The sequence below is a fragment of the Acidimicrobiales bacterium genome (assembly GCA_016794585.1).
In the GTDB taxonomy this organism is placed as follows: Bacteria; Actinomycetota; Acidimicrobiia; order Acidimicrobiales; family DATDAH01; genus JAEUJM01.
In genome coordinates this window covers 184142-206595 of sequence record JAEUJM010000015.1, presented here as the reverse complement: position 1 = coordinate 206595, position 22454 = coordinate 184142, and the positions used below count along the sequence as shown (strand labels likewise).

Annotated in this window: 14 protein-coding genes; 5 read left to right on the top strand and 9 right to left on the bottom strand. The window is 72.7% G+C overall.

Annotated elements, in window-relative coordinates:
* Positions 1 to 102: 102 nt before the first annotated feature.
* The 5 genes from JNK12_08710 to JNK12_08690 all read right to left on the bottom strand — a co-directional run bounded on the left by JNK12_08710 (position 103) and on the right by JNK12_08690 (position 5762).
* Positions 103 to 1074 carry a type II secretion system F family protein gene (locus tag JNK12_08710; protein MBL8775998.1) on the bottom strand — a complete coding sequence of 324 codons (972 nt, stop codon included), beginning with the start codon at positions 1072 to 1074 and terminating at the stop codon, positions 103 to 105.
* Positions 1071 to 2384, bottom strand: a complete 1314-nt coding sequence (locus JNK12_08705) for a CpaF family protein (GenBank protein MBL8775997.1) — start codon at positions 2382 to 2384, stop codon at positions 1071 to 1073. Before JNK12_08705 ends, JNK12_08710 begins: the two co-directional genes overlap by 4 nt.
* Positions 2374 to 2973: a hypothetical protein gene (locus tag JNK12_08700; GenBank protein ID MBL8775996.1), complete on the bottom strand. Its 600-nt coding sequence runs from the start codon at positions 2971 to 2973 to the stop codon at positions 2374 to 2376. The genes JNK12_08705 and JNK12_08700 overlap by 11 nt, the downstream gene beginning before the upstream one ends.
* A 198-nt stretch (positions 2974 to 3171) precedes the next feature.
* Complete coding sequence (locus JNK12_08695) at positions 3172 to 4122, bottom strand: hypothetical protein (GenBank protein ID MBL8775995.1); 951 nt, start codon at positions 4120 to 4122, stop codon at positions 3172 to 3174.
* Between the two features lie 110 nt (positions 4123 to 4232).
* On the bottom strand, positions 4233 to 5762 hold the full coding sequence (locus JNK12_08690; GenBank protein ID MBL8775994.1) for a protein kinase: 1530 nt from the start codon (positions 5760 to 5762) through the stop codon (positions 4233 to 4235).
* A gap of 98 nt (positions 5763 to 5860) precedes the next feature.
* On the opposite strand from JNK12_08690, the gene JNK12_08685 reads away from it, so the two are divergent.
* Positions 5861 to 6802, top strand: a complete 942-nt coding sequence (locus JNK12_08685) for an HAD-IB family hydrolase (GenBank protein MBL8775993.1) — start codon at positions 5861 to 5863, stop codon at positions 6800 to 6802.
* 104 nt (positions 6803 to 6906) lie between these two features.
* On the opposite strand, the gene JNK12_08680 is transcribed toward JNK12_08685, so the two are convergent.
* Positions 6907 to 7842 (bottom strand): sigma-70 family RNA polymerase sigma factor, encoded by a 936-nt coding sequence (locus JNK12_08680; GenBank protein ID MBL8775992.1) that lies wholly within the window; start codon positions 7840 to 7842, stop codon positions 6907 to 6909.
* 246 nt (positions 7843 to 8088) lie between these two features.
* Between JNK12_08680 and JNK12_08675 the strand changes: the two genes are divergently transcribed.
* The 4 genes from JNK12_08675 (at position 8089) to JNK12_08660 (ending at position 11181) form a co-directional block, all read left to right on the top strand.
* On the top strand, positions 8089 to 8427 hold the full coding sequence (locus tag JNK12_08675; GenBank protein ID MBL8775991.1) for an antibiotic biosynthesis monooxygenase: 339 nt from the start codon (positions 8089 to 8091) through the stop codon (positions 8425 to 8427).
* A 124-nt stretch (positions 8428 to 8551) separates the two neighbouring features.
* A complete protein-coding gene (locus JNK12_08670) occupies positions 8552 to 9433 on the top strand; it encodes an amino acid ABC transporter substrate-binding protein (protein MBL8775990.1) in 882 nt (293 codons plus the stop codon).
* A 51-nt stretch (positions 9434 to 9484) separates the two neighbouring features.
* Complete coding sequence (locus tag JNK12_08665; GenBank protein MBL8775989.1) at positions 9485 to 10354, top strand: amino acid ABC transporter permease; 870 nt, start codon at positions 9485 to 9487, stop codon at positions 10352 to 10354.
* Between the two features lie 71 nt (positions 10355 to 10425).
* Entirely contained in the window at positions 10426 to 11181 is a 756-nt protein-coding gene (locus tag JNK12_08660; GenBank protein ID MBL8775988.1) for an amino acid ABC transporter ATP-binding protein, read from the top strand.
* A 57-nt stretch (positions 11182 to 11238) separates the two neighbouring features.
* Here JNK12_08660 and JNK12_08655 read toward each other — a convergent pair whose 3' ends face one another.
* From JNK12_08655 to JNK12_08645, 3 genes are all read right to left on the bottom strand, one after another.
* On the bottom strand, positions 11239 to 12447 hold the full coding sequence (locus tag JNK12_08655; protein ID MBL8775987.1) for a type II toxin-antitoxin system HipA family toxin: 1209 nt from the start codon (positions 12445 to 12447) through the stop codon (positions 11239 to 11241).
* The gene (locus JNK12_08650) at positions 12444 to 12743 is read right to left on the bottom strand and encodes a helix-turn-helix transcriptional regulator (protein ID MBL8775986.1); all 300 of its coding nucleotides are present in this window, start codon (positions 12741 to 12743) and stop codon (positions 12444 to 12446) included. Before JNK12_08650 ends, JNK12_08655 begins: the two co-directional genes overlap by 4 nt.
* Positions 12744 to 12887: 144 nt before the next feature.
* Positions 12888 to 22328 carry a DUF11 domain-containing protein gene (locus tag JNK12_08645; GenBank protein MBL8775985.1) on the bottom strand — a complete coding sequence of 3147 codons (9441 nt, stop codon included), beginning with the start codon at positions 22326 to 22328 and terminating at the stop codon, positions 12888 to 12890.
* Between the last annotated feature and the right edge of the window lie 126 nt (positions 22329 to 22454).

Genomic DNA, 22454 nt, shown 5'->3' with positions numbered 1-22454 from the left:
CTCCGGTCGGGACTCGACCACGGGCGCTGCGCCGGCGCGACCGGCCTGAGGCCGCGCGGCGGGCGGCCGCCGAACCGTCCAGGCGGGCGTGACGGGCCGGCGTCACGCCGCGCTCCGGGCGATGCGCAACATCCAGACGCCGGCGAGGGCGTCGAGGGCCAGCCCGACGCCCAGGCAGGCGAGGCCCGCGGGCGTCCGCAGCAGGAAGGCCGACACCTCGGGGTCGCTCAAGAGCCCGAGGGCGGCGAAGGCCACGGGGGCGCCCATCATCACCACCGCCGACGCCCGCGCCTGCGACGAGAGCGCATCGACCTCGGCGGCGACGGCCCGCCGGTCCCGAAGCGTCGCCGCCACCCCGTCGAGCGCCCGCGCCCTCGCCCCGCCCGCCTCGGCCCCGAGCACGAGCGCCGCCGCGACCAGCGCCAGGCCCGGCACCGTCCGGGTGCCCGCCCACTCCTCGACCGCCGCGGCGAAGGGCTGTCCATGGTCGACACGACGGGCGAACGCGGCCAGGTCGGCGTCGAGCAGGCTGCTGCCCGTCGCGTCCCCGGACCCCGAGGTGAGCGCCTCTGTGAGGGAGGCCCCGGCCCGGAGGCGACCGGCGCAGGCCTCCAGCACCACGGGGAGCGCCGCCGCGTAGCGCTGGCCCGATCGACCGCGGCGCCAGCCGACCACCGACGCGACCCCTCCGACGGAGCCGACACCCGCCACCAAGACCCCGGCGGGCCCCCAGCGGCCCACCGCCACCAGCGTCACGACCACCGAGGCGGCCATCCACCGGACCACGAGTGCCCGCGGCTCACCCGTGATGTCCGCGGCCACCAGGGTGGCGCTCACCCGATCGGCCAGCCGCTCGACCATTCGTTGCAGGGCTGGCAGGGGCGCCCACCCACTACCCGCAGCGGCCACCGGGACCACCAGCCGGCGCCGCACCCGGCCGCCGGGCACCGCCAGCGCTGCCCGCTGTGCAGAGCGGGCCACGGCGACGACACACAACCCGGCGACGGTGGCCGCCTGTAGGACGCCGGTGCTGACTCCGGCCATCGCGACGACCGCCAAGGGTGCTCCGTTCACGCCGCCACCAACCAACGGGGATCGGCCGGTGGCGCCCCCGCCGCCCGCGCGGGACGGGCCGGAAGGGCCACGAGACCATCGACGCCGGCGAGGCGACGGGTGCCGCCCACCCGGCCCGCCGGAACCCCGCCGCCCGCCCATTCGTCCTGGTCGTCACCACCGTCGGCGACGACCTCTTCGACCCCCACCACCCGCCGACTGCCGTCGGGGCGTCGGGCCACGGCCACCACCAGGTCGACGGCCCCCGCGAGGTGCTCCCGTAGCGCCGCGAGGGGGAGGTCGACCCCGCCCAGGAGGAGCATCAGCTCGAGACGGCGCAGCGCGTCCGCGGCGCTGTTGGCGTGACACGTGGACAGCGAGCCCTCGTGTCCCGTGGTCATCGCCTGGACCATGTCCGCCACCTCGCCACCACGGACCTCGCCGACGATGATGCGGTCGGGCCGCATGCGCAGGGCGTTGCGGACGAGTTCGCGGATGGTGACGGCGCCCACGCCCTCGGCGTTGTCGGGGCGGGACTCCAGCCGTACGACGTGGTCGCCGGGCAGGCGCAGCTCGGCGGCGTCCTCGATGGTGACCACCCGCTCGCCGGCCGGGATGGCCGCCGCCAACGCGTTGAGCAGGGTGGTCTTGCCTGAGCCGGCGCCGCCGCAGATCACGATGTTGGCCCGGGCCGCCACCGCCCATCGCAGGAACGGCGCCACCCCTGGCGGGCACACTGCGTCGAGCTCGACCGGGCGGGCCGCGAAGCGCCGGATGGTGAGGCAGGGCCCGTCGATGGCCAGCGGTGGGATGACCGCGTTCACCCGTGAGCCGTCAGGAAGGCGGGCGTCGACCAGCGGCGACGATCGGTCGATGCGCAGCCCGAGCGGGGCCACCACCCGCTCGATGAGATGCCCGACGGTGGGCTCGTCGAGGACGACGTCGGTGACGGCCAGGCGCCCGTTCCTCTCGACCCACACCGGCCCGGCACCGTTGGCCATCACCTCGGAGACCGTCGGATCGGCCAGCAGGGGCTCGAGCGGGCCGAGGCCTTCGACCCGGGCCAGCACCCGGGCCACCACACCAGCCGCCTCGGCCTCACCGAGCAGCGGGCCGACGGCGCGCACCAGGCGCTCGACCGCAGCGCGTGGCTCCTCGCCGGCGCCACCCAGTGAACCTGCTTCGCGCAGCAGGCGACGGTGGACGACGTCGTCGAGGGCTTCGACCGCCCCCTCGTCGTCATCGCCGCCCCCGGGCGCCGCCGCGACGTCGGTGGTTCGCAGACGCGCCCGCGCCGGCCCGGCGCCGCCGCGGCCCCGGTCAGGCCGCACGGCGGAGTGCCCGTTCGAGGGTGCGGGGCAGGCGGGAGGCGAGCAGGCCCGAGTCGACGGCGCGGGCGATGGCGGGGTCGAGGCCCACCTCCGCCAGCACCGACACGCCGACGATCTCCTCGACGTCGCCACGGGTGAGGGCCCGGCCCGGCTCGGTGACGAGGACGATGCCCGACGGCCGCAGCGGCAGGTGCACCGCTCGGCGCAGGGCGAGATAGCAGGGGCGGGTGACGAGCAGCGAGCGGTTGGCCACCCCCGCCAGCGCCGCCGCGGTGGTCGTTCCCCGACCGAGCAGGCCGCAGTCGGCCACCACCGGGCGGGGATCGTCGACCAGGTGAGCAGCGAGCGCGTCGAGGCGTTCGGGGGCGGCCCCGAGCGATCCGGCGCCCCGGGGCAGCACCGCCAGCCCCGGGCGGGCCTCCACCTCGAGGCGTGCGAGCGCGTCGACGCCGACGTCGTCGTCGGCCGCCAGCCACGCGGCCAGACCGGGCGTGTCGGGCTCGGCCAGGCCGAGGGCGCCGGGGACGTCGCCGGCGAGGTCGGCGAGCAGCACCTCCGACGTGCGCGCCAGGACGAGGGCAAGGGCCACCGCCACGACGGTGGTGCCCGATCCGCCTTTCGCGGACCAGCAGGAAACGAGCACAGCAACCTCCCAGAGGGATCCGAACGTCGAACCTCGGGGAAGGTGGGGGTCACCGTAGAGGTGGCCGCTCACGAACGCAATGGGCGCGTTCGCGTGAGATCAGGGTGGCCCACCGCCAGGGGCGGGGGCGAAGCGAGCGGTACCTCAGCCGGTGAAAGCGGGCTCGGCCGCGACGGGCGTCGCCGGGGGGCTGGGCGGGGGCACCGGCGGGGGCACCGGTCCGCAGTCGCCACCGTCGATGTCGCTGAGGATCGTGGCGCTGCCGTCGCCGAGCACCGGGGCCACCTCGAACACGCTGCCGGTCGGACCGAAGCTGGAACCGCCACCGCCGCCGGCGCCGTCGTCCTGGCCCACGCCGCCGCCACCGCCGCCGAAGAGACCGCCGCCACCGCCGCCCGCGCCGGTGTCGGTGCCGTCGGCTCCGGCGCCGCCCTGACCGCTGCTGCCGGCGCTGCCCGCGAAGCCGTTCGCGCCGGCCACGCCCGCGGCACCGCCCGCCGAGGTGGTGGCGCCGCCGCCACCGGTGGGCACGTCGCCCGAACCCTCGCCGTCCGAGCCGTCGGGGTCACCGCCGTTGCCGCCGATGCCTCCTGACGAGTCACCGCCACCGCCACCGCCACCGGCGGCGACCATCAAGACGTCGCCCGTGGCATCGTCGGTGATCGTCGTCGCGCCGCCGCCGCCGCCGCCGTCGTCGCTGATCCCGAGGTCGCTGTCGTCGCCGCCCTCGCCGCCGCCGCCGTAGCCGCCGGCCCCGGGCACGCCGCCGATGGCGTCGCCGCCCATCCCTCCGACGTCGACGGTCAGGGTCTGGCCGGGAGTGACGTCGATCTCGACTTCCACCGAAGCAGGGAGCCCGCCGTCGACGACCGGCGTCGCTCCATCCGATCCCGAGCCGCCCGTGGCCCCGACGGCCACCACGGCGACGCGGCACGTGCCCTCGGGCACGACGTACTGCTCGGGGGCACCGGTGAAGTCGAACGACGCCACCACGGCGTCACTGCCCTCGTCCTGGGCCATCGCGGGCGACCCGACGGCCACCCCCGCGGCGACGAGGAACAGTGCGGCAACGATCGGGGTCCGCCGGGTGCGCATCCTGCGACGCTACTTCGCAGGCACCCGCGCCGCAGCACCCGTCCCGCACCGGGCCGACCAATGCGTGAGGCGGCAGGCCGCCGGCGGCCGCTCAAGGCGGTGCCTGCCGCTCAGTCGGCGATCGACGACGCCGCGCTGACCCGGTACCGGCCCGCGGGCGGTGCCCGGACGGTGAAGATCGTTGCGCCGCCCTCGAAGCGCAGTGCGCAGCTGAACGTGCCGTCGCCGTTGCCGGTGCAGCCCTCGAAGGTGCTGCCCGACCCGCCGGTGGGCTGCACGAAGAGGTCGGCGATCACGCTCTGCTCGGCGTAGAGCGAGGCGCCCTCGCTGTCGCCGACGGTCCAAGCCGCCAGGAGGCCCTCGGCCGCCTCCTCTGGCGTGGTGGCGATGAATGGGGAGGCCTCGGGCGTCGGCGCCACCGTCGTCGTCGTGGTGGTCGGCGCCGCGGTGGTCGTGGTGGTCGGCGCCGCCGTGGTCGTCGTGGGGGCCGTGGTGTCGGTGGTGGTCGTCGGGGCCTCGGTGGTGGTCGGCCCCGCGGTCTCGTCGCCGTCCGAGCGCCCGAAGGCCAGCCAGGCACCGAGGCCGGCGAGCAGCACCAGCGCCACGGCGACGCCCACGACCAGCCCGGTGCGCGAGCGACGCGGCTCGTCGTCGGGCGCTCCCCCTCCCGCCGCCACCCCCGCGGCGGCGCCGGCCGCCCCACCTGCGCCCACGAGGACCGTCGGTGCGCTGTCACCCCGGCCCGGCGGCGGCGCTGAGGCCGCGGCCCGGCGGGGGTCGAGGGGCAGGTCGGTCACGTCGACGCCGTGGGCCCGCTGGACCTCCTGGAGGGCGCGGCCGAGCGCCGCCGCGGACGGCGGTCGAGCGGCCGGGTCCTTGGCCATGGCGGTCTCGATCACGGCGGCGAGGTCGTCGGGGACGCCGAGGGCGCGCAGGTCGGGCGCGGGCTCCGACACGGCCCGCAGCACGGTGGCCGCCACCGACTCGTCGGTGGCGCGGGCGAAGGCGGCGCGTCCGGCGAGCAGCGTGTGGAGCGTCGAGGCCAGCGAGTAGACGTCCGACGCCACCGTGGCCCGGGCCCCCCGCAACACCTCGGGTGCGGCGTACAGCACGGTCAGGGCCGACTCCCCGGTGGCGGTGGCCGGGCCGCCCTCGACCGCGGCGATGCCGAAGTCACCGAGCTTGGCCTCACCGAAGACGCCGACGAGCACGTTGTCGGGCTTCAGGTCGCGGTGGAGCGTGCCGGCCTCGTGGGCGGTGTCGAGCGCCCCGCTCACCTCGATGCCCGCCCGGGCCACCTCCTCCCACGGCATCAGTCCGCTCGCCCGCACCCGGTCGGCCAGGGAGCCGGCCTCGAGGAACTCCATGGCGAGGTAGAGGCGGCCGTCGGCGGTCACCCCGGAGTCGTGCACCACGACGATGTTGGGGTGCCAGGACAGGGCGCCGATGGCCCGGCACTCCCGCTCGAAGCGCTCGCGGGCGTCGGGACCCGGGTCGGGCAGGTCCAGGACCTTCAGGGCCACCACCCGGTCGAACGCACGCTGGCGGGCCCGGTACACGGTGGCGAATCCACCCCGGCCGATCTGGCGCAGATCCTCGTAGCCCTCGACGAGCACACCGCTGCGGGGGTCGTCGCTCACCGCCCTTTGCTAGCAGTCCCGGGGCGACGCCGCGGGCGTGACGGACGCCACCCGGGCCATCGCTGGAGCGCGCCCGGTCCGCCCCTACCCTCGACGGGATGGAGGCGGCCTTCTTCGACCTCGACAAGACCGTCATCGCCAAGGCCTCGATGGTCGCCTTCGGGCGGCCCTTCCAGCGGGCCGGGCTGCTGTCGCGCTGGCTGGTGGTGCGGGCCCTCTACGGCCAGTTGGTCTACCTCTACCTCGGCGCGGACGAGGCCCGCATGGCCAAGATGCGCGAGGCCGTGCTCCGGGTCACGAAGGGCTGGGACCAGCAGGTCATCAGCGACCTCGTCCGGGAGACCCTCGCCGAGGTCATCGACCCCATCGTCTACGGCGAGGCCCTCGACCTCATCCGTGACCACCGGGCCGCGGGCCGGCGGGTCTACATCATCTCGGCCTCACCGGAGGAGATCGTCCAGCCCCTCACCGAGTACCTCGGGGCCGACCAGGCCATCGCCACGCGGGCCGCGATCGACGACGAGGGCCGCTACTCGGGCGACGTCGAGTTCTACAGCTACGGCCCCTTCAAGGCCGAGGCCATGGAGGCCGAGGCCGAGCGCCTGGGCATCGACCTCGCCGCGTCGTTCGCGTACTCCGACTCGGCCACCGACATCCCCATGCTCGAGGCCGTGGGCCACCCCGTGGCCGTCAACCCGGACCGGGCGCTGGCGCGCTATGCCGAGGAGCAGGGCTGGGAGACCGCCCACTTCGTGCGTCAGGTCGAGCTGAAGCGGCGCCGACCGGTGCCCACCACCGCGGCGGCGGTGAGCGGCGGCGTGGTGATGGCCGTGGCCGGCGGGGTCGTGTGGTGGTGGCTGCACCGCCCGACGCGAGGGGCGGGCCGCCGGCCGGCACCCACCACGGCGCAGCGCCTCGCCGCCGGCGCGGCGGGCGCCCTGGCGGCCCGGAGCACCGCCCCGAAGGGCCGGCCCCGGGCCAAGGTCGGGGCTACGCGGTCTCGCGGATCTTCTTCGCCGCGAGGGCGACGAGGGCGATGACCACGGCGAGGAGCACGATCTTCTTCATGGCCCGAGTGTAGGACCGCCGGGCGCGAGGCGCGCCCGACGGATCCGAGCCTCGAACCTCGTGGGAGCGGGTGCGCTCAGACGGCGAGCAGGTCGCGGGCGCCGGTGTCGCTGCTGGGGTGGCGCAGCTTGCTCATGGCCCGGGCCTCGATCTGGCGGATGCGCTCGCGGGTGAGGTTGAAGTGCTCACCCACCTCTTCGAGGGTGCGGGGCTCGCCACGGTCGAGGCCGAAGCGCAGCTTCAGGATCTCGCGCTCGCGCTCGTCGAGGGGCGACAGCAGGCGCTGGATCTCCTCGGGGAGCAGGGCGGTGGCGGCCACCTCGAAGGGCGACTCGGCGGAGCGGTCCTCCACCACGTCGCCGAGCTCGGCGTCGCCGTCCTCACGCAGGGGCTCGGAGAGCGAGAGGGGCTCGGCGGCGAAGCGGAGGGCCTCGGTGACCTTGTCCTCGGGCATCTCGACCTCGGCCGACAGCTCGGCGAGGGTCGCCGGGCGGCCCATCTTGAGCTCCAGGCGCGAGCGCGCCTTCTGCAGCCGGGCGAGGGTGTCGCCGGCGTGCACCGGGAGGCGGATGGTGCGACCGGTGTTGGCGATGCCGCGGGTGATGGCCTGGCGGATCCACCAGGTGGCGTACGTGGAGAACTTGAAGCCCTTGCGCCAGTCGAACTTCTCGACCGCGTGCATGAGGCCGAGGTTGCCCTCCTGGATGAGGTCGAGCAGGGGCAGGCCGGACGCCTGGTACTTCTTGGCGATCGACACCACGAGGCGCAGGTTCGACTGCACGAAGGTGCGCTCGGCCTCCTGGCCCTTGCGGTCGGCCCGCTTCAGCTCGCGCTTGCGCGCTGCGGTGAGGGTGGTGGCCGTCTCCAGCTCGGCGCGGGCCGCGGTGCCGGCCTCGATGGCCTGGGCGAGCCGCACCTCGTCGTCCTTGGTGAGGAGGGGGTACTGCCCGATGTCCGTGAGATAGAGCCGGACGAGGTCTTCCTCGTCCCGTTCTACGCGCTCCTTGGCCAACGTGATGCTCCTGGCTTGTGGTGTCTGGTGGCCGCACGCCCGACATCGGCAGGGCCGAGGAAGAACGACGGTGCTACGAACAAGAGGCGGCGGGCCCTCGCCTGCCTGGGGCTTACGATACCGAGATGGTCAAGAGGGCCAACCCCGAGCTTTTCGCGGATGTCTCGTCTTGTGGGGACAACCTCACTCTGCGTGATGTCGGCGCGTTCCGGGGTGCTCCTGAGGCAATCGCGGAGGATTGAGCCAGTGGACCCATCCCCTGCCGACCGGGCCGCCGAGGAGGTCGACCTGACCATGGTGATCATGGCCTTCGACGCCGCCGACCCCGAGGCGCTCCAGGCCATCCTGGCCAAGTACGTCGTGCTCAGCCGGGGCCACGACGGCTGTCGCAACATCGACCTGTGCCTCTCGGCCACCCATCCCACCCGCTTCGTGGTGGTCGAGAAGTGGGAGTCACCCGAGGCCCAGCGGGCGCACTTCGACTCCCCCGCCATGGTCGAGATGGCGAACGCCTGCGACGGCAAGCTCACCCGCAAGCCCTCGATCGACCTCCTCGACGCCATCAGCGCCCACGACCTCAACTGACCGGGCGCTGAACGGAGGGTCACCCGACGGTGACGCCGGGGGGCCGTTGGCCCTAGAGTCCGGGCGCACGCAGCGTCCGACCCGGCGGGACGGACCTGGCACATCCCTGGGACAGGAGACCGAGATGACCCGAACCCGAAGCTGGCGGCTGCTGGCCGCCCTGTTGGCGCTGACCCTCGTCGGCGCCGCCTGCAGCAGCGACAGCGACGACGGTGGCGACGAGAGCTCGTCGGAGACCACTGCCGCCGAGGCGTCGTGCGACACCGCCGACCTCCCCGTCAAGGAGGACGGCCAGCTGACCGTCGCCACCGGGGACCCGGTCTTCCCACCCTGGATGGAGAACGACGACCCCACCAGCAACGAGGGCTTCGAGAGCGAGCTCGTGTACCTGCTGGCCGAGCAGCTGGGCTTCGCCGAGGACGAGGTCGTGTGGACCGCCACCGGCTTCGACGAGGCCATCGCCCCCGGGTCCAAGGACTTCGACTTCAACATCCAGCAGTACGGCATCACCGCCGAGCGCGAAGAGGTCGTCGACTTCTCCGACGGCTACTACACCGTGCAGCAGGCCATCGTGGCCGCCCCCGACTCGGACATCGCGTCGGCCGAGAGCCTGGCCGACCTCGAGGATGCCAAGCTCGGCGCCGCCGTGGGCACCACCAGCCTCGACTACATCGACGAGGTCATCGCCCCCAGCGAGGAGGCAGCCGTGTTCGACGACACCGCAGCCGCCAGCTCGGCCCTCGCCGCCGGCCAGGTCGACGGCCTGGTCTACGACCTGCCCACCGCCTTCTACATCACCGCCGCGGAGATCCCCGAGGCCTCGATCGTCGGCATCCTGCCGGTCGTGGGCGAGGCCGAGGAGCTGGGCATGCTCTTCGAGGCCGACAGCCCCCTCGTGCCCTGCGTGAACGAGGCCCTGGCCGCGGTCGACGAGTCGGGCGACCTGGCCGCCCTCCAGGAGGAGTGGCTCGCCAACGGCGGCGAGACGCCCACGCTCTCCGAGTAGTCACGCCCACACGGCGCTGCACCGCACCACGGAAACACCGGACCATCGACCATGACGGCTGACATCGGCTCGGGGCCGCCACCGGCGCCCCCGAGCCGGTGGGCCTCGTGGCGCCACGAACTGGGCGAGGAGGGCGCCCGCGGCGCCCTGGTGGCGTTCGTGGCCACCCTCGCCTTCCTCGGCGTCGGCCTCTACTTCGTCCTCAACAGCTCGTCGTGGCCGAAGGTCCAACAGCAGTTCTTCAACCCCGAGGACTTCGTCGAGTCCTGGCCCGACGTGCTCGGCGGCTTCTGGCTCGACATCAAGATGTTCGTCGTCGCCGAGGTGCTCATCCTCGCCTTCGGCCTGCTCGTGGCGGTCATCCGCAGCCTGCGGGGCCCGGCGTTCTTCCCGCTCCGGGCGCTCGCGGTGATCTACATCGACCTCTTCCGCGGCATCCCGATCCTGCTCATCTTGTTCCTGCTGGGCTTCGGCGTCCCCGCCCTCCAGCTTCCGGGCGTGCCCAACGACCCGCTGTTCTGGGGTGTCACCTCGCTCGTCCTGTCCTACGCGGCCTACACCGCCGAGGTGTACCGGTCGGGCATCGACTCGGTGCACGAGAGCCAGCGGGCCGCCGCCCGCTCCCTGGGCCTCACGCAGTGGCAGACGCTGCGCTTCGCCATCGTGCCCCAGGCCATCCGCAACGTCATCCCGGCCCTCCTGAACGGTCTGGTGAGCCTCCAGAAGGACGTGGCGCTCGTCAGCGTCCTCGGCGTGCGCGAGGCCGTGCGAGAGGCCGAGATCTACAAGGCCCGCACCTTCAACTACACCTCGTTCGTGGCCGCCACCGTGCTGTTCCTGCTGGCCTCCATCCCGCTGGCCCGCCTGACCGACTGGTACACCCGCCGCGAGCGGGCCCGACGCAGCCAGTCCATGGCATGAGCACCTTCGACGACGGGCTCACCGCCGTGCCCTCCGACACCGGCGCCGCCGCTGCCGCAGAGGCCGCCGGCATCCCCCGACTGCGCCTCAGCGGGGTGAAGAAGTCCTTCGGGGACAAGGCGAAGCGCAAGGTCGTGCTCGACGGCATCGATCTGTCCGTGCCCGCCCACGGGGTGTGCTGCCTGATCGGCCCCAGCGGCTGTGGCAAGTCCACCTTGTTGCGCTGCGTCAACCTGCTCGACCCCGTGGACGAGGGCCTCGTCGAGCTCGACGGCGAGCGCATCAGCGGCACGGGCGTCAACGCGAACGCCGTGCGCCGTCGGGTCGGCATCGTCTTCCAGGCCTACAACCTGTTCCCCCACCTCACCGTGCTCGACAACGTCACCCTGGCCCCTCGTCGGGTCCGGGGCGTGGCCCGACGGGAAGCCGAGGCCCGGGCCCGCGAAGCGCTCGAGCGCTTCGGGCTGGGCGACAAGGTCGACGAGTACCCCGACCGCCTCTCTGGCGGCCAGCAACAGCGGGCCGCCATCGCCCGGGCCATCGTGGGCGACCCCGAGCTGCTGCTGCTCGACGAGGTGACCTCCGCCCTCGACCCCGAGCTCGTCGGCGAGGTGCTCACCGTGATCCGCGACCTCGCCGCCGGCGGCATGACCATGGTGCTGGCCACCCACGAGATGGGCTTCGCCCGTGACGTGGCCGACCAGGTGGCCTTCCTCCACGAGGGGCGGGTGCTCGAGTCGGGCCCGCCGGCGCAGATCCTGAGCGAGCCCACCCAGCCCCGCACCCGCCAGTTCCTGGCGCGGGTCATCGCCGCCGGCCGCCTCTGACCAGCGGGACCGTCACCCGACGTCCCACCGGCGCCGGTCAACTCGCGTCGACGCGGGTCAGTCGGGCGCCCAGCGGTCGAGAGACGGAGCAAACGTGTCCTGTTCGGGCGATGAGATGCCAGCGGCGTCGGCGGCGGAGCGCCAGCCGGCGACCACCTTGCGCACGTCCTGCCAGTGGCTCTCGGCCGCCGCCGAATCCAGGCCGAACCGTGCGGCGTTGGCCAACAGGGCGTCGACGCCGGCCTCCGACCTCGAGGTGCCGGCGATCGGCGTCGCCCGGGCCGCACCGGGGCGGGGGTCAGGGTTGACGTCGAACACGGGTGAGAGCGTCCAGCCCCCGGGGGCACGAAGCAGCCCGTGGTTGCGGAGGTGGTCGTCGACGTTGTTCACGGCCATGGAGAACGCGATGCGCTTCCAGAGGTCCGCTAGGTCGGCGGCGACGTCGCTGCCGTGTGCGGCGACTGCCTCGGCGAGCTCGAGGTAGTCGCCCACCGCCCCCGGACGGCGTCCCATCAGCGACTGGGCGCTCAGATAGGGAAGGCGAGCGTCACCGTCCCGGTCGAAGCGCTCCACGAGCAGCACCGGGACGTCGCCGACCTCGACGAGTCGGTGCACCGGCGCCGGCAGGCCACACGCAGCCGCGAGGTCGAGGGCGACGGCCTCCCACCGGATGACGTCCCAGCGGTCGCCGGCCTGGGGGAACTTCGCCAGGTGGAGGACGTCGCCGTCGGCGACGGACGCCTTCGGCCGGGCGCCGCCGAGCGAGCCCGAACCGGCGGCGAGCAGCGTGGCGACCGCCTCGTGGGCGTCAGAGGTCGCAACGGCCCGGCTGGCATCGAGCAGGCGCTCGAGCTCCATCAGCTTCGGCACCTCGGCGCTGTCGGCGAGGAACGGAGCACCGTCTTCGAGGCACAGGCGGAGCGCGCCCTGCCGGGCCTGGTCGTGCACGCCGAGGAGGAAGTCGACCTCTGATGGCGAGGCACCCGACCGCCCGGCGTCGCGTGCGAGCCCGGCCCACTGCCGGGTGATCAGGTTCCGACCCCAGGCATCGGGAGCGCAGTCGGCGAGCGCGCCCGGCAGTCCCTCCACCACCGCCCGTCCCGTCCGAACCGGGAGGTCCGGGCTGATGGCCCAGCCCGGACCGGCCAGCCAGGCGTCGTCATAGGTGAACTCGGTGGTGTCGACCCCGCGAGAGCGGACGTTCCGGGCGGTACCGACCGGGATCGTGCCACCGGGTCCGTCGAGGTGCACACGGAACGTCGTCATCGCCGCACCCGCTTCGGCAGGGCCTGGTCCGCTCTCGCCCGCCCGAACGCGGTCTCGTAGGGGTCGGTGGCCTTGGCCATCTCGTCGAGGATGCCGAGCGCGCCGCTGACGCCGAGGAGGATCTCGAGGCTCACGCCCAGATCCCCGCGCTCGAGCCGGCCGACCGTCTGGCGGGTCGTCCCGGCCCGCTCGGCCACCTGCTGTGCGGTCAGACCCAGCAGCTTGCGCCACGCCGCCAGGTTCTGGCCGATCTCCTCGGCCGCCTGCTGGGTTCGAAATGACGCCGGTCGGGCCATCGGGCACGCACCTCCTACGTGAGGTTACCTAGACCGACCACAAAGAGTATTTCTGTCATCTAGACATGACATTAGTCGACCTGCACCCGCGGACCCGCCCGGACCCACCCCTCGGGGCGAGGGGCGGGACCGGGCGGGCGGGGGTCAGCTCAGCTTCTTGGACCAGCGCCGGAGGCCGGCGCCGGTGACGATGAGGAGCCCGGCGGCGAGCACCAGACCGGCGATGTCCGAGCCGGTGCGGGGGAGGTTGCCGGGGATGACCGGCTCGAGGCCGTTCTCGTCCACCTCGACGGCCGCGTCATCGGTGTTGTTGTCGGTGTTGGTGTCCTCGATCCCGTCGACGCGGGCCACGTTGGTGACCGTGTCGCCGGGCTCGCCGACGACGTAGGTCTCGATGGTGAAGCTGGTGGCCCCACCGGGAGCGAGGTCGGTGTCGGTGACGCAGGTGACGACCGGGTCGGCGAAGTCGCAGATCCAGCCGTCACCGCTGGCGTCGCGGTACTGGAGGCCCTCGGCCAGCTCGTCGGTGACGATGATCGGCTCGGTGGCCGCCGTGTCACCCACGTTGGTCACCGTCACCTGCCAGGTCGCCACGAGATCGGTGTTGTCGATCTCGATGAGGTCCTTGGTGATGGCGAGGTCGGTGACCGGGCTGGCCACGGTGTCCACCGTGGCGGTGTCCTCGTCGGTGACGTCGACGCCGATGGGCGTGTCGGTGTCGTCCACCGGCGTGCCCGTGGCGACGGCCACGTTGACGAAGCCCTCGTCCACCCCCGACACCACGCAGGTGTAGGCGGCGAAGGAGTCACCCGGGTCGAGCGTGTCCGTGAACGTCCGCTCGCAGTCGGGGCCGAGCTCGTCGGCCACGCTGATCCCGGCCAGGGGCACCTCACCGGTGTTGGTCACCACGATCTGGTACGTGGCGTCCTCCCCGGTCTCGATGATGGCGCTGTCGACGAAGTCGCCGGTGGCGGGGTCGAGCACCAGCTTCTCTACCGTCAGGGCCGACACCTGCACCTCGGCCACCTCGTGGTCGCCCGAGCCGGCCGCAGGGCCGTCCGGGGAGCCGCCGCTGGCGGTCGCATCCAGGGTGAAGCCGCCGGTGAGGTCGCTGACGGTGCAGGACAGCACCCAGACCTCGCCGACGTCGAGGACCCCGGAGTTGATGGAGTCCCCGCTGACCACCGCGGGCGCCTCGTCGCACTGCGGGGCGTCCACGGCCAGGTCGGTCACGCCGACGTCGCCGGTGTTGGTGACGGTGAAGCGGAAGCTGGCCGTGTCGCCGGCCCGCAGGGTGGCGGGCACGCCGTCGTTCGACCCGAGGGTCGGGCCGTCGGCGTCGGCGTCGTACCAGTCACCGGTGAAGGGGTCGTTCACCTCGGTGAGCAGCGTGAAGGACGGGGCGATCTCGTCCACCGTGGCGGTGTCGTCGTCGGTCACGTCCTCGGTCCGCGGCAGCGGGGTGTCCGTCTCGTCCACCGGCGTGCCGGTGACCGTGGCGGTGTTGTCCAGGTCGTCGTCGACCGTGCCCTCGTAGTAGAGGACGGCGGTGTCGCCGGGGTCCATGGCCGACAGGTCGCCCGAGAACACCGAGAGGGTGCCCTGGTCGACGCCGAGGTCGGCGTCGTCCAGCAGGACGGGGGCCAGGCGGGTGTCACCGTCGTTGGTGACCACGAAGCACCAGGTCACGTCACGGCCGGCGATGCCGGTCACCGAGTCGCCGCCGGGGCAGCTCGCCCCGCCGTCGTGGTCCCGGTAGACCGTCTTGCTCACCGACACCGACGGCTCGATGGCGTCGACCTCGGCGGTGTCCGAGTCCGTGGGCTCACGGACGTTCAGGGGATCGCCCTGGTCGTCCACCGGGATGCCGGTGACCGTGGCCGTGTTGACCAGGTCCGCGTCGACCGTGCCCTCATAGAAGAGGACGGCGGTGTCGCCGGGCTCCATCGAGGCCAGGGCGGCGGTGTCCCCGCTCAGGTCGGCCTCGGTGATGCCGGTGGCGCCGAGGTCGGCGTCCTCGAGGGTGACGTCGGCGAGGATGGTGTCCCCGTTGTTGGTCACCACGAAGCACCAGGTGGCGTCGTCGCCCAGGAGGGCGGTGAGGAGCTCGGCGCCCTCGCAGCCGGCGCCGGCGTCGTGACCGCCGTAGACGGTCTTGGCCACGTGGATGGCCGGGCCGACGCCGTCCACCACGGCGGAGTCGTCGTCGGTCACGTCGTCCACGCCGGGCAGCGGGTCGCCGCTGTCGTCGGCGGGGCTGCCGGTCACGGTGGCGGTGTTGGTGAGGTCACCGTTGACGGTGGTCTCGTAGTACAGGGTGACGGTGTCGTCGGGGCCCATCGAGTCCAGGGCGGCGACGTCGCCGCCCAGGGTGGAGGCGTCGACGAGGCTCAGGGCCGGGTCGGCGAAGTCCACCGGGACGAGCGGGGTGTCACCGTCGTTGGTGATCACGAAGCAGTAGGTGACCGCGTCACCGTTCTCGCCGGCCACGAGGTTCGAGCCCTCGCACCCGTCGCCGTCGTTGTGGCCCTGGTAGACGGTCTTGACGATCGAGACCGACGGAGCCACCTGGACGACCTCGGCGTCGTCGCTGGCGCTGACGTCGTCGACGCCGGCCAGCGGGTCGCCCTGGTCGTCCGCCGGGGTGGCGGTGACTTCGGCCGTGTTGGGCAGGTCGCCGGCGATGACGCCGTCGAAGTACAGGGTGACCGACTCGTCCGGCTCGAGGGAGGCGAGGCTGCCGCCGCCCACGACGGTGAGGTCGGTCTCGTCGATGACCAGGTCGTCATCCACGAAGCTGGCGTCAACCAGCCTCGTGTCACCGGTGTTGGTCACCACGAAGCACCAGGTGACGTCCTCGCCGGCGAGGCCGAAGAGCTGGTCGGTGCCGGTGCAGTTGGCGCCGGAGTCATGGCCCCGGGCCACGGTCTTCTCGATGGAGATGGACGGCGCCACCTCCTCGACCGCTGCGGTGTCGGTGTCGGTCACCTCGTCGATGCCCGGCAGGGGGTCGCCCTGGCCGTCCGACGGGGTGCCGGTGGCCGTCACCGTGTTGGTGAGGTCCTCGGTCATCGTCGTCTCGTAGTACAGGACCGCGGACTGGCCGATCCCGAGCGAGTCGAGGCTGCCGGAGAGGACCTGCATGGCCCCCTGGGTGATGCCGAGGGTCTGGTCGTCGAGCGTCACCGGCGTGAGGGTGGTGTCACCCGTGTTGGTGACCTCGAAGCAGTAGGTGACGGGGTCACCGTCGAGGCCCGGCACCGACTCGCCGCCGGCGCACCCGGCGCCGCCGGTGTGGCCCTGGTACACGGTCTTGGCCACCGAGACGGCGGGCGCCACCTCGACCACCTCGGCCGTGTCCTCGTCGGTCACGTCCTCCACCTCGGGCAGCGGGTCGCCGTTGCCGTCCACGGGGGTGCCGGTGACGGAGGCGGTGTTGACGAGATCGCGGGTGACGGTGCCCTCGTAGTACAGGGTCACCGACTCCTGCGGGTCGAGCGAAGCGAGGTCGCCCGCGCCCACCACGGTGAGGTCACCCTCGTCGATGGCCAGGTCGGCGTCGGCGAAGTCCACCGGGGCGAGCGGGGTGTCGCCCTCGTTGGTCACGACGAAGCACCAGGTGACGGGATCGCCGTCCAGGCCGAAGGCCCGCTCGCCGGCGGCGTCACAGCTCGTGCCGGCGTCGTGGCCCTGGTACACGGTCTTGGCCACCGAGATGGCCGGGTCGACCTCGTCGACGGTGGCCACGTCCTCGTCGGTGACGGGGTCGGAGCCCGGCAGCGGGTCCCCGCCGTCGTCGACGGGGGTGCCCGTCACGGTGGCGACGTTGGTCAGGTCACCGTCCACGTCGTCCTCGTGGTAGGCGACGATGGAGTCGCCCGGCGCCAGCGGGTCGCCGAAGCTGCCCGAGGCCACGCTGACGTTCGCCTCGGTGAGGCCGAGGAGCGGGTCGCTGAACGTGACCGGGTCGAGGGTGGCCTCGCCGTCGTTGGTGATGACGAAGCAGTAGGTGACGGCGTCACCCTTGCGCAGGGCGATGCTGCCCGCCCCGGCGCAGCTGGCGCCGCTGTCGTGGCCGGCGTAGACGGACTTGTCGATGGCGACCGACGGCGAGACGTCGTCCACCTCGGCGGTGTCCGAGTCGGTGACGGGGTCGATCCCGCTGAAGGGGTCACCCTGGTCGTCGACCGGGGTGCCGGTCACCTCCGCGGTGTTGAGGAGGTCACCATCGATGGTGGTCTCGTAGTAGAGGACGGCGGAGTCGCCCGGGGCCATCGAGGCCAGGGCGGCGGTGTCGCCGCTCAGGTCGGCCTCGGTGAGGTTGCCCAGGGCGACGTCGGCCACGGCGACGTCGGCCAGCGTGGTGTCACCGTCGTTGGTGACCACGAAGCAGTACGTCACCTCGGCGCCGGTGGCGCCCTGGACGAGCTCGTTGCCGGGGCAGGTCGTGCCCCCGTCGTGGTCCTTGTAGACGGTCTTGGCCACCGAGATCGACGGGGCGATCTGCTCGACCTCGGCATCGTCCTGGGCGGTCACGTCCTCGAGGCCCGGGTAGGCGTCACCACCGGGGTCGGCGGGCGTGCCCGTGACCACCGCGGTGTTGGTGAGGCTGCCCGTGACGGAGCCCTCGTAGTAGAGGAGGGCGGTCTCCCCGACGGCGAGGTTCGAGAGATCGCCGGAGAGGACCGTGAGGTCCGTCTCGTCGATGCCCCCCAGGGCCGCGTCGGCGAGGGTGACGGGGGCGAGGTTGGTGTCACCGTCGTTGCTGATCGCGAAGCACCAGGTGACGTCGGCGCCGTTCGCCTCCCGGACGAGGTTCCCGCCCTGGCAGGAGGCGCCGGCGTCGTGGCCCTGGTACACGGTCTTGGCCACCGAGATGGCCGGGGTGACCTCGTCCACGGTGACCTGGTCGTCGTCGGTCACGTCACCCGAGCCCGGCAGCGGGTCGTCGCCGTCCCGCGGGGTGCCGGTGGCGGTCGCCGTGTTGACGAGGTCGTTGGCCACGTTCGTCTCGTAGTAGAGGACGGTGGTGGCGCCGGGGGCCATCGAGGCGAGGTCGCCCGACAGCACGGCCATGTCGCTCTGGTCGATGTTCAGCTGCGGGTCGACGACGGTGACCGGCGCCAGGGTGGCGCCGCCGTTGTTGACCACGGTGAAGCAGTAGGTGACGGGGTCACCGTCGACCGCGGTGAGGCCGCCGGCGCCGGGGCAGCCCGCACCGGTGTCGTGGCCGGCGTAGATGCCCTTGGTGATGTCGATGGACGGCGTCACCTCCTGCACCTCGGCGGTGTCGTCGTCGGTGACCGGGTCGATCCCGTCGAAGGGATCGCCCTGGTCGTCGACCCCGGTGGCCGTGACGGTCACGTCGTTGACGAGGTCGCCGTCGAGGGTGGTCTGGTAGGCGAGCACGACCGAGTCGCCGGGCGCCACGAGGGCGAGGTCACCGGAGATCACGTCCATGGCGGTCTCGTCGATGCCGAGGTCGGCGTCGGCCAGGGTCACCGGCGAGAGGTCGGTGTCGCCGGTGTTGGTGACCGTGAAGCAGTACGTGACGGCCGCGCCGTTCGCTCCCCGCTGCAGCTCGCTGCCGGGGCAGGAGGCACCGCCGTCGTGGCCGGCGTAGACGGTCTTGGCCACCTCGACCATCGGGCCGACCTCGTCCACCTCGGCGGTGTCGTCGTCGGTGACGGGGTCGACGCCGGGCAGCGGGGTGCCACCCGGATCGGTCGGGGTGCCGGTCACGGTGGCCGTGTTGACGACGTCGCCGGCGACGGTGCCCTCGTAGTAGGCCACGACGCTCTGGCCGGGATCGATGCCGGCGAGGTCGCCGGACACGACGGTGAGGTCGAGCTCGGCGATGCCGAGGTCGAGGTCGGTCAGCTCGACCGGGGCGAGGCGGGTGTCACCGTCGTTGGTGATGGTGAAGCACCACGTGACCGCACCGCCGTTGGCGGCGTTCACCAGCTCGCCGCCGGGGCAGCCGGCGCCCGCGGTGTGGCCGCGGTAGACGGTCTTGGCCACCGAGACGGCCGGGGCCACCTCGTCGATGGTGGCGTCGTCCTCGTCGGTCACGTCGTCGATGCCCACGAGGGGGTCGCCGTTGCCGTCGACCGGGGTGCCGGTGACGGCGGCGGTGTTGTGCAGGTCGCCGTCGACCGTGCCCTCGAGGTAGAGGACCGCGGTCTCGCCGGCGGGCAGGTTCGAGAGATCACCCGAGAGGACGGTCAGGTCGCTCTCGTCGATGCCGAGGTCGCCGTCGACGAGGGTCACCGGCGACAGGTCGGTGTCACCGCTGTTGGTCACCCGGAAGCACCAGGTGACCTCTTCGCCGTTGCGGCCCGAGAGGTTCTCGACGCCGTCGCAGCCGGCACCGGCGTCGTGGCCCCGGTAGACGGTCTTCTGGATGGTGACGGCGGGGCCGACGGTGTCGACCGCAGCGTCGTCCTCGTCGGTGACCGGGGTGAGCCCGGGCAGCGGGTCGCTCGAGCCGTCGGCGGGGACGCCGGTGGCGGTGACCGTGTTGGTGAGGTCGCCGGCGGCGGCGCCCTGGTAGTAGAGGGCGACCGAGTCGCCGGGGGCGAGCGTCGCCAGGGTGCCGGACAGGACGGTCATATCGGTCTCGTCGATGCCGAGGTCGCCGTCGTCGAGGGTGATCGGGGCGAGCTCGGTGTCACCGTCGTTGGTGACCACGAAGCACCAGGTCAGGTCCTCGCCGTTCAGGGCGTTGACCAGGTTGCTGCCCTGGCAGGAGGCCCCGGCGTCGTGGCCCTGGTACACGGTCTTCGCCACCGACAGGGCGGGGTGCACCTCGTCGGCGTCGGCGGTGTCGTCGTCGTCGACCGGGTCGACGCCGGGCAGGGGGTCGCCGTTCGGGTCGGACGGGGTGCCGGTGCCGGTGGCGGTGTTGGTGAGGTCACCGTCGAGGGTGGTCTCGTGGTAGAGGATCGCGGTGTCGCCCGGGTCGAGCTGGGCGAGGTCGCCGGAGACGACGCCCATGTCGGTCTGGTCGATGCCGAGGTCGGGGTCGCTGACGGTGACGGGGGCGAGGGTCGTGTCCCCGGTGTTGGTGACCGCGAAGCAGTAGGTCACGGGGTCACCGTTCACGCCCGTCGCGGTCTCCTGGCCCTGGCACAGTGCGCCGTCGTCGTGGCCGCGGTAGATCGTCTTGGCGATCGAGAGGGCGGGGGCCACCTCGTCCACCTGGGCCGAGTCGTCGTCGGTGATGGGCCCGGTGTCGGGCAGGGGCACGTTCTGGTCGTCCACGGGCGCCGCCGTGGCGGTCGCCGTGTTGGTGAGGTCACCGTCGATGGTGGTCTCGTAGGCCCACGTCACGGTGTCGCCGGCGGCGACCAGCGACGGGTCGCCCGAGACGAGGGTCATGTCCGTGTCGTCGATGCCGAGGTCCGGGTCGTCGAGGGTCACGGTGCCGAGGTAGGTGTCGCCGTCGTTGGTGACGGTGAAGCAGTAGGTGACGGCGTCGCCGTTGGTGCCGGCGACGAGGTCGGCGCCCTGGCAGGACGCCCCGCCGTCATGGCCGGGGTAGACGGTCTTCGCGAGCGCGATGCCGGGCTCGGGTGGCGAGACGGGCTTCACGTCGACGTCGGTGTACGTGCCGTAGCTCGTGGCGAGGGTGGCCTCGTTGACGATCTGGGTGACGGTCGGGTCGAGCGGCTTGTCCACCTTCACGTCGAAGGTCACGGTGCGGGTCTGCCCGATCGACAGTGCCGGCGGGAGCGTGACCCCGGCGCCGTCGAGGGGGAAGGGCGTGCCCGAGCCATCGTCGGGGATGGGGCTGCCGTTGTGGACGGTGGTGCCCAGCACGTAGGTGGTGTGCTCGGGCACCTCGTCGCTCAACAGCAGGTTGTCGACGGGGGTGATGCCGGCGTTGGTGGCCGAGATGGTGTAGCGGATGGTCTCGCCGGGGTCGGCGAGCCCGTCGCCGTCGTCGTCCACGATGACCGACGTCTTGTCGAGGTCGACGGTCGGGAAGGGCAGCACGGTGGTGCCCATGTCGATGGCGGGGTTCTGTGCGTTCAGCCCCGGGACCTGTCCCCAGGCCGCCGCCAGCGACGTGCCGTCGAGGGTGTAGATGCGCGCACCCGTCATGTCGGCGTCGCCACTGCCAACTGCGTTGGTGAAGGCGCTGGGGACGTGGCAGGTGGTGGTGCCGTCGTCGGCGATCAGGCGCGGCCGCAGGGCGTTCATCGCGCAGCTGAAGTCGTACTTGTTCCCGTTCGCGTCGGTGAGCGGACCGGTGGACGTGTCGCCGTCGCGGTCGACGTAGATCGTGGTTGCGGCGGCGGGAGCGACCCACACCGCGCTGTCGTTCTCCGTGAGGTTGGACGAGCCGGTGGCGTACCCGAGGACGACCATCGGCGTCAGGTAGGCCTGCGGGATGAGCGAGAAGCCCCAGTTCCACGACGAGCTGCTGTCGTTGCCGGACTCCGGCGTGGTGATCACCTGGAGGGCGTAGAAGGGGTTGCCGCTGCTCTCGAACTTCGCGCCGACGTCGGACGGGAAGAGGTAGCTGGCCTGCCCGTTGGCGGGAACCGTGACGGTGGTGCTCGTCGCGTTCGAGCGGGTCACGTTCACCGTGATGGCCGAGCTGCCGGGGTTGTAGAGGAACGCGCGGGTGACCCGGGCGCTGTTGTTGGTCGAGGTCACCGGCGAGAAGTAGGTGTCGGTCCAGCGCTCGGTCGGGGTGAGCTCGTAGAGCCGCCCCTCGAAGCCGGCGCCGACGTCGCCGGTGGCGAGGTACACGGCGATGGGCTTGTCGGCCGTGATGTCGTCGCCCACGTTAATGCCGCCGTCGACGAGGTGCAGGTCACCCTCGTCCAGGCTGACCGGTGCTTCCCCCGTGATGTTCACGGTGGTGCCGTCTTGCGCCGCAGCGACGATCAGGCCGGTGTACTCCCACGGCGAGGCCGTGGGGCTGCCCGAAGGGAACGGCGTGTTCTCGCCGACGGGGCTCTCGAAGGCGTAGCCGTAGCGGGACACCTCGGGCACCGCCGACGCGCCGGCGTGCACCGAGCCGGTCGAGTTCCCCCACCCGCCCATGGTCACGACGGTGGGCGAGGTCGAGACGATCTTGTCCCGGCCGTCGTAGTAGGGCTGACCCGACCCACCCGGGGTGATGTCACCGATGTTGGCGAGCACGATGACGTTGTCGAGGACCTGGACCTCCCCTTCACCCATGGTCGAGACCTCGGTCGTCGAGCTCGGGCTGCCGATCGGGTCGGCGTCGTAGCCGTCCTCCCAGTGGTCGATGGCCACGGTGTTGCCCGCGCGGGACGAGATGATCGAGCTGATGAGGCGCACGTCCTGTGCGGGCAGGCCCGGCTCCTCGCTGAGCAGCGTGTCGTAGAACTGCTGGGCGTCGAGAGGGAGGTAGTGCAACTGCTCCCCTGCCGCCGTCAGCTCCGGCGGCGCCGTCCAGGGCGCACGCGTCGGCGACGTGACCAGGGCCGCCCCCAGCACGGCCACCACCGCCAACGGTGCCAGCACGTGGCCCCACGAGAAGGGCCGCCGGCGGCCGCCCGCCGCCTTGCCCTTGAACTTGTCGAACTGCTCCGCCATGACGCGCATCGCCAAATGCTCCTGAGTGAGAGGTCCCGCATCTTTCGGTACGGCACCCCCCGAGATGAGGGGGACGCAGAGGAACCACTGACCGTTGGGTCAGTCGGCCTATGCGAGCGGGAACCCTCGACTCGC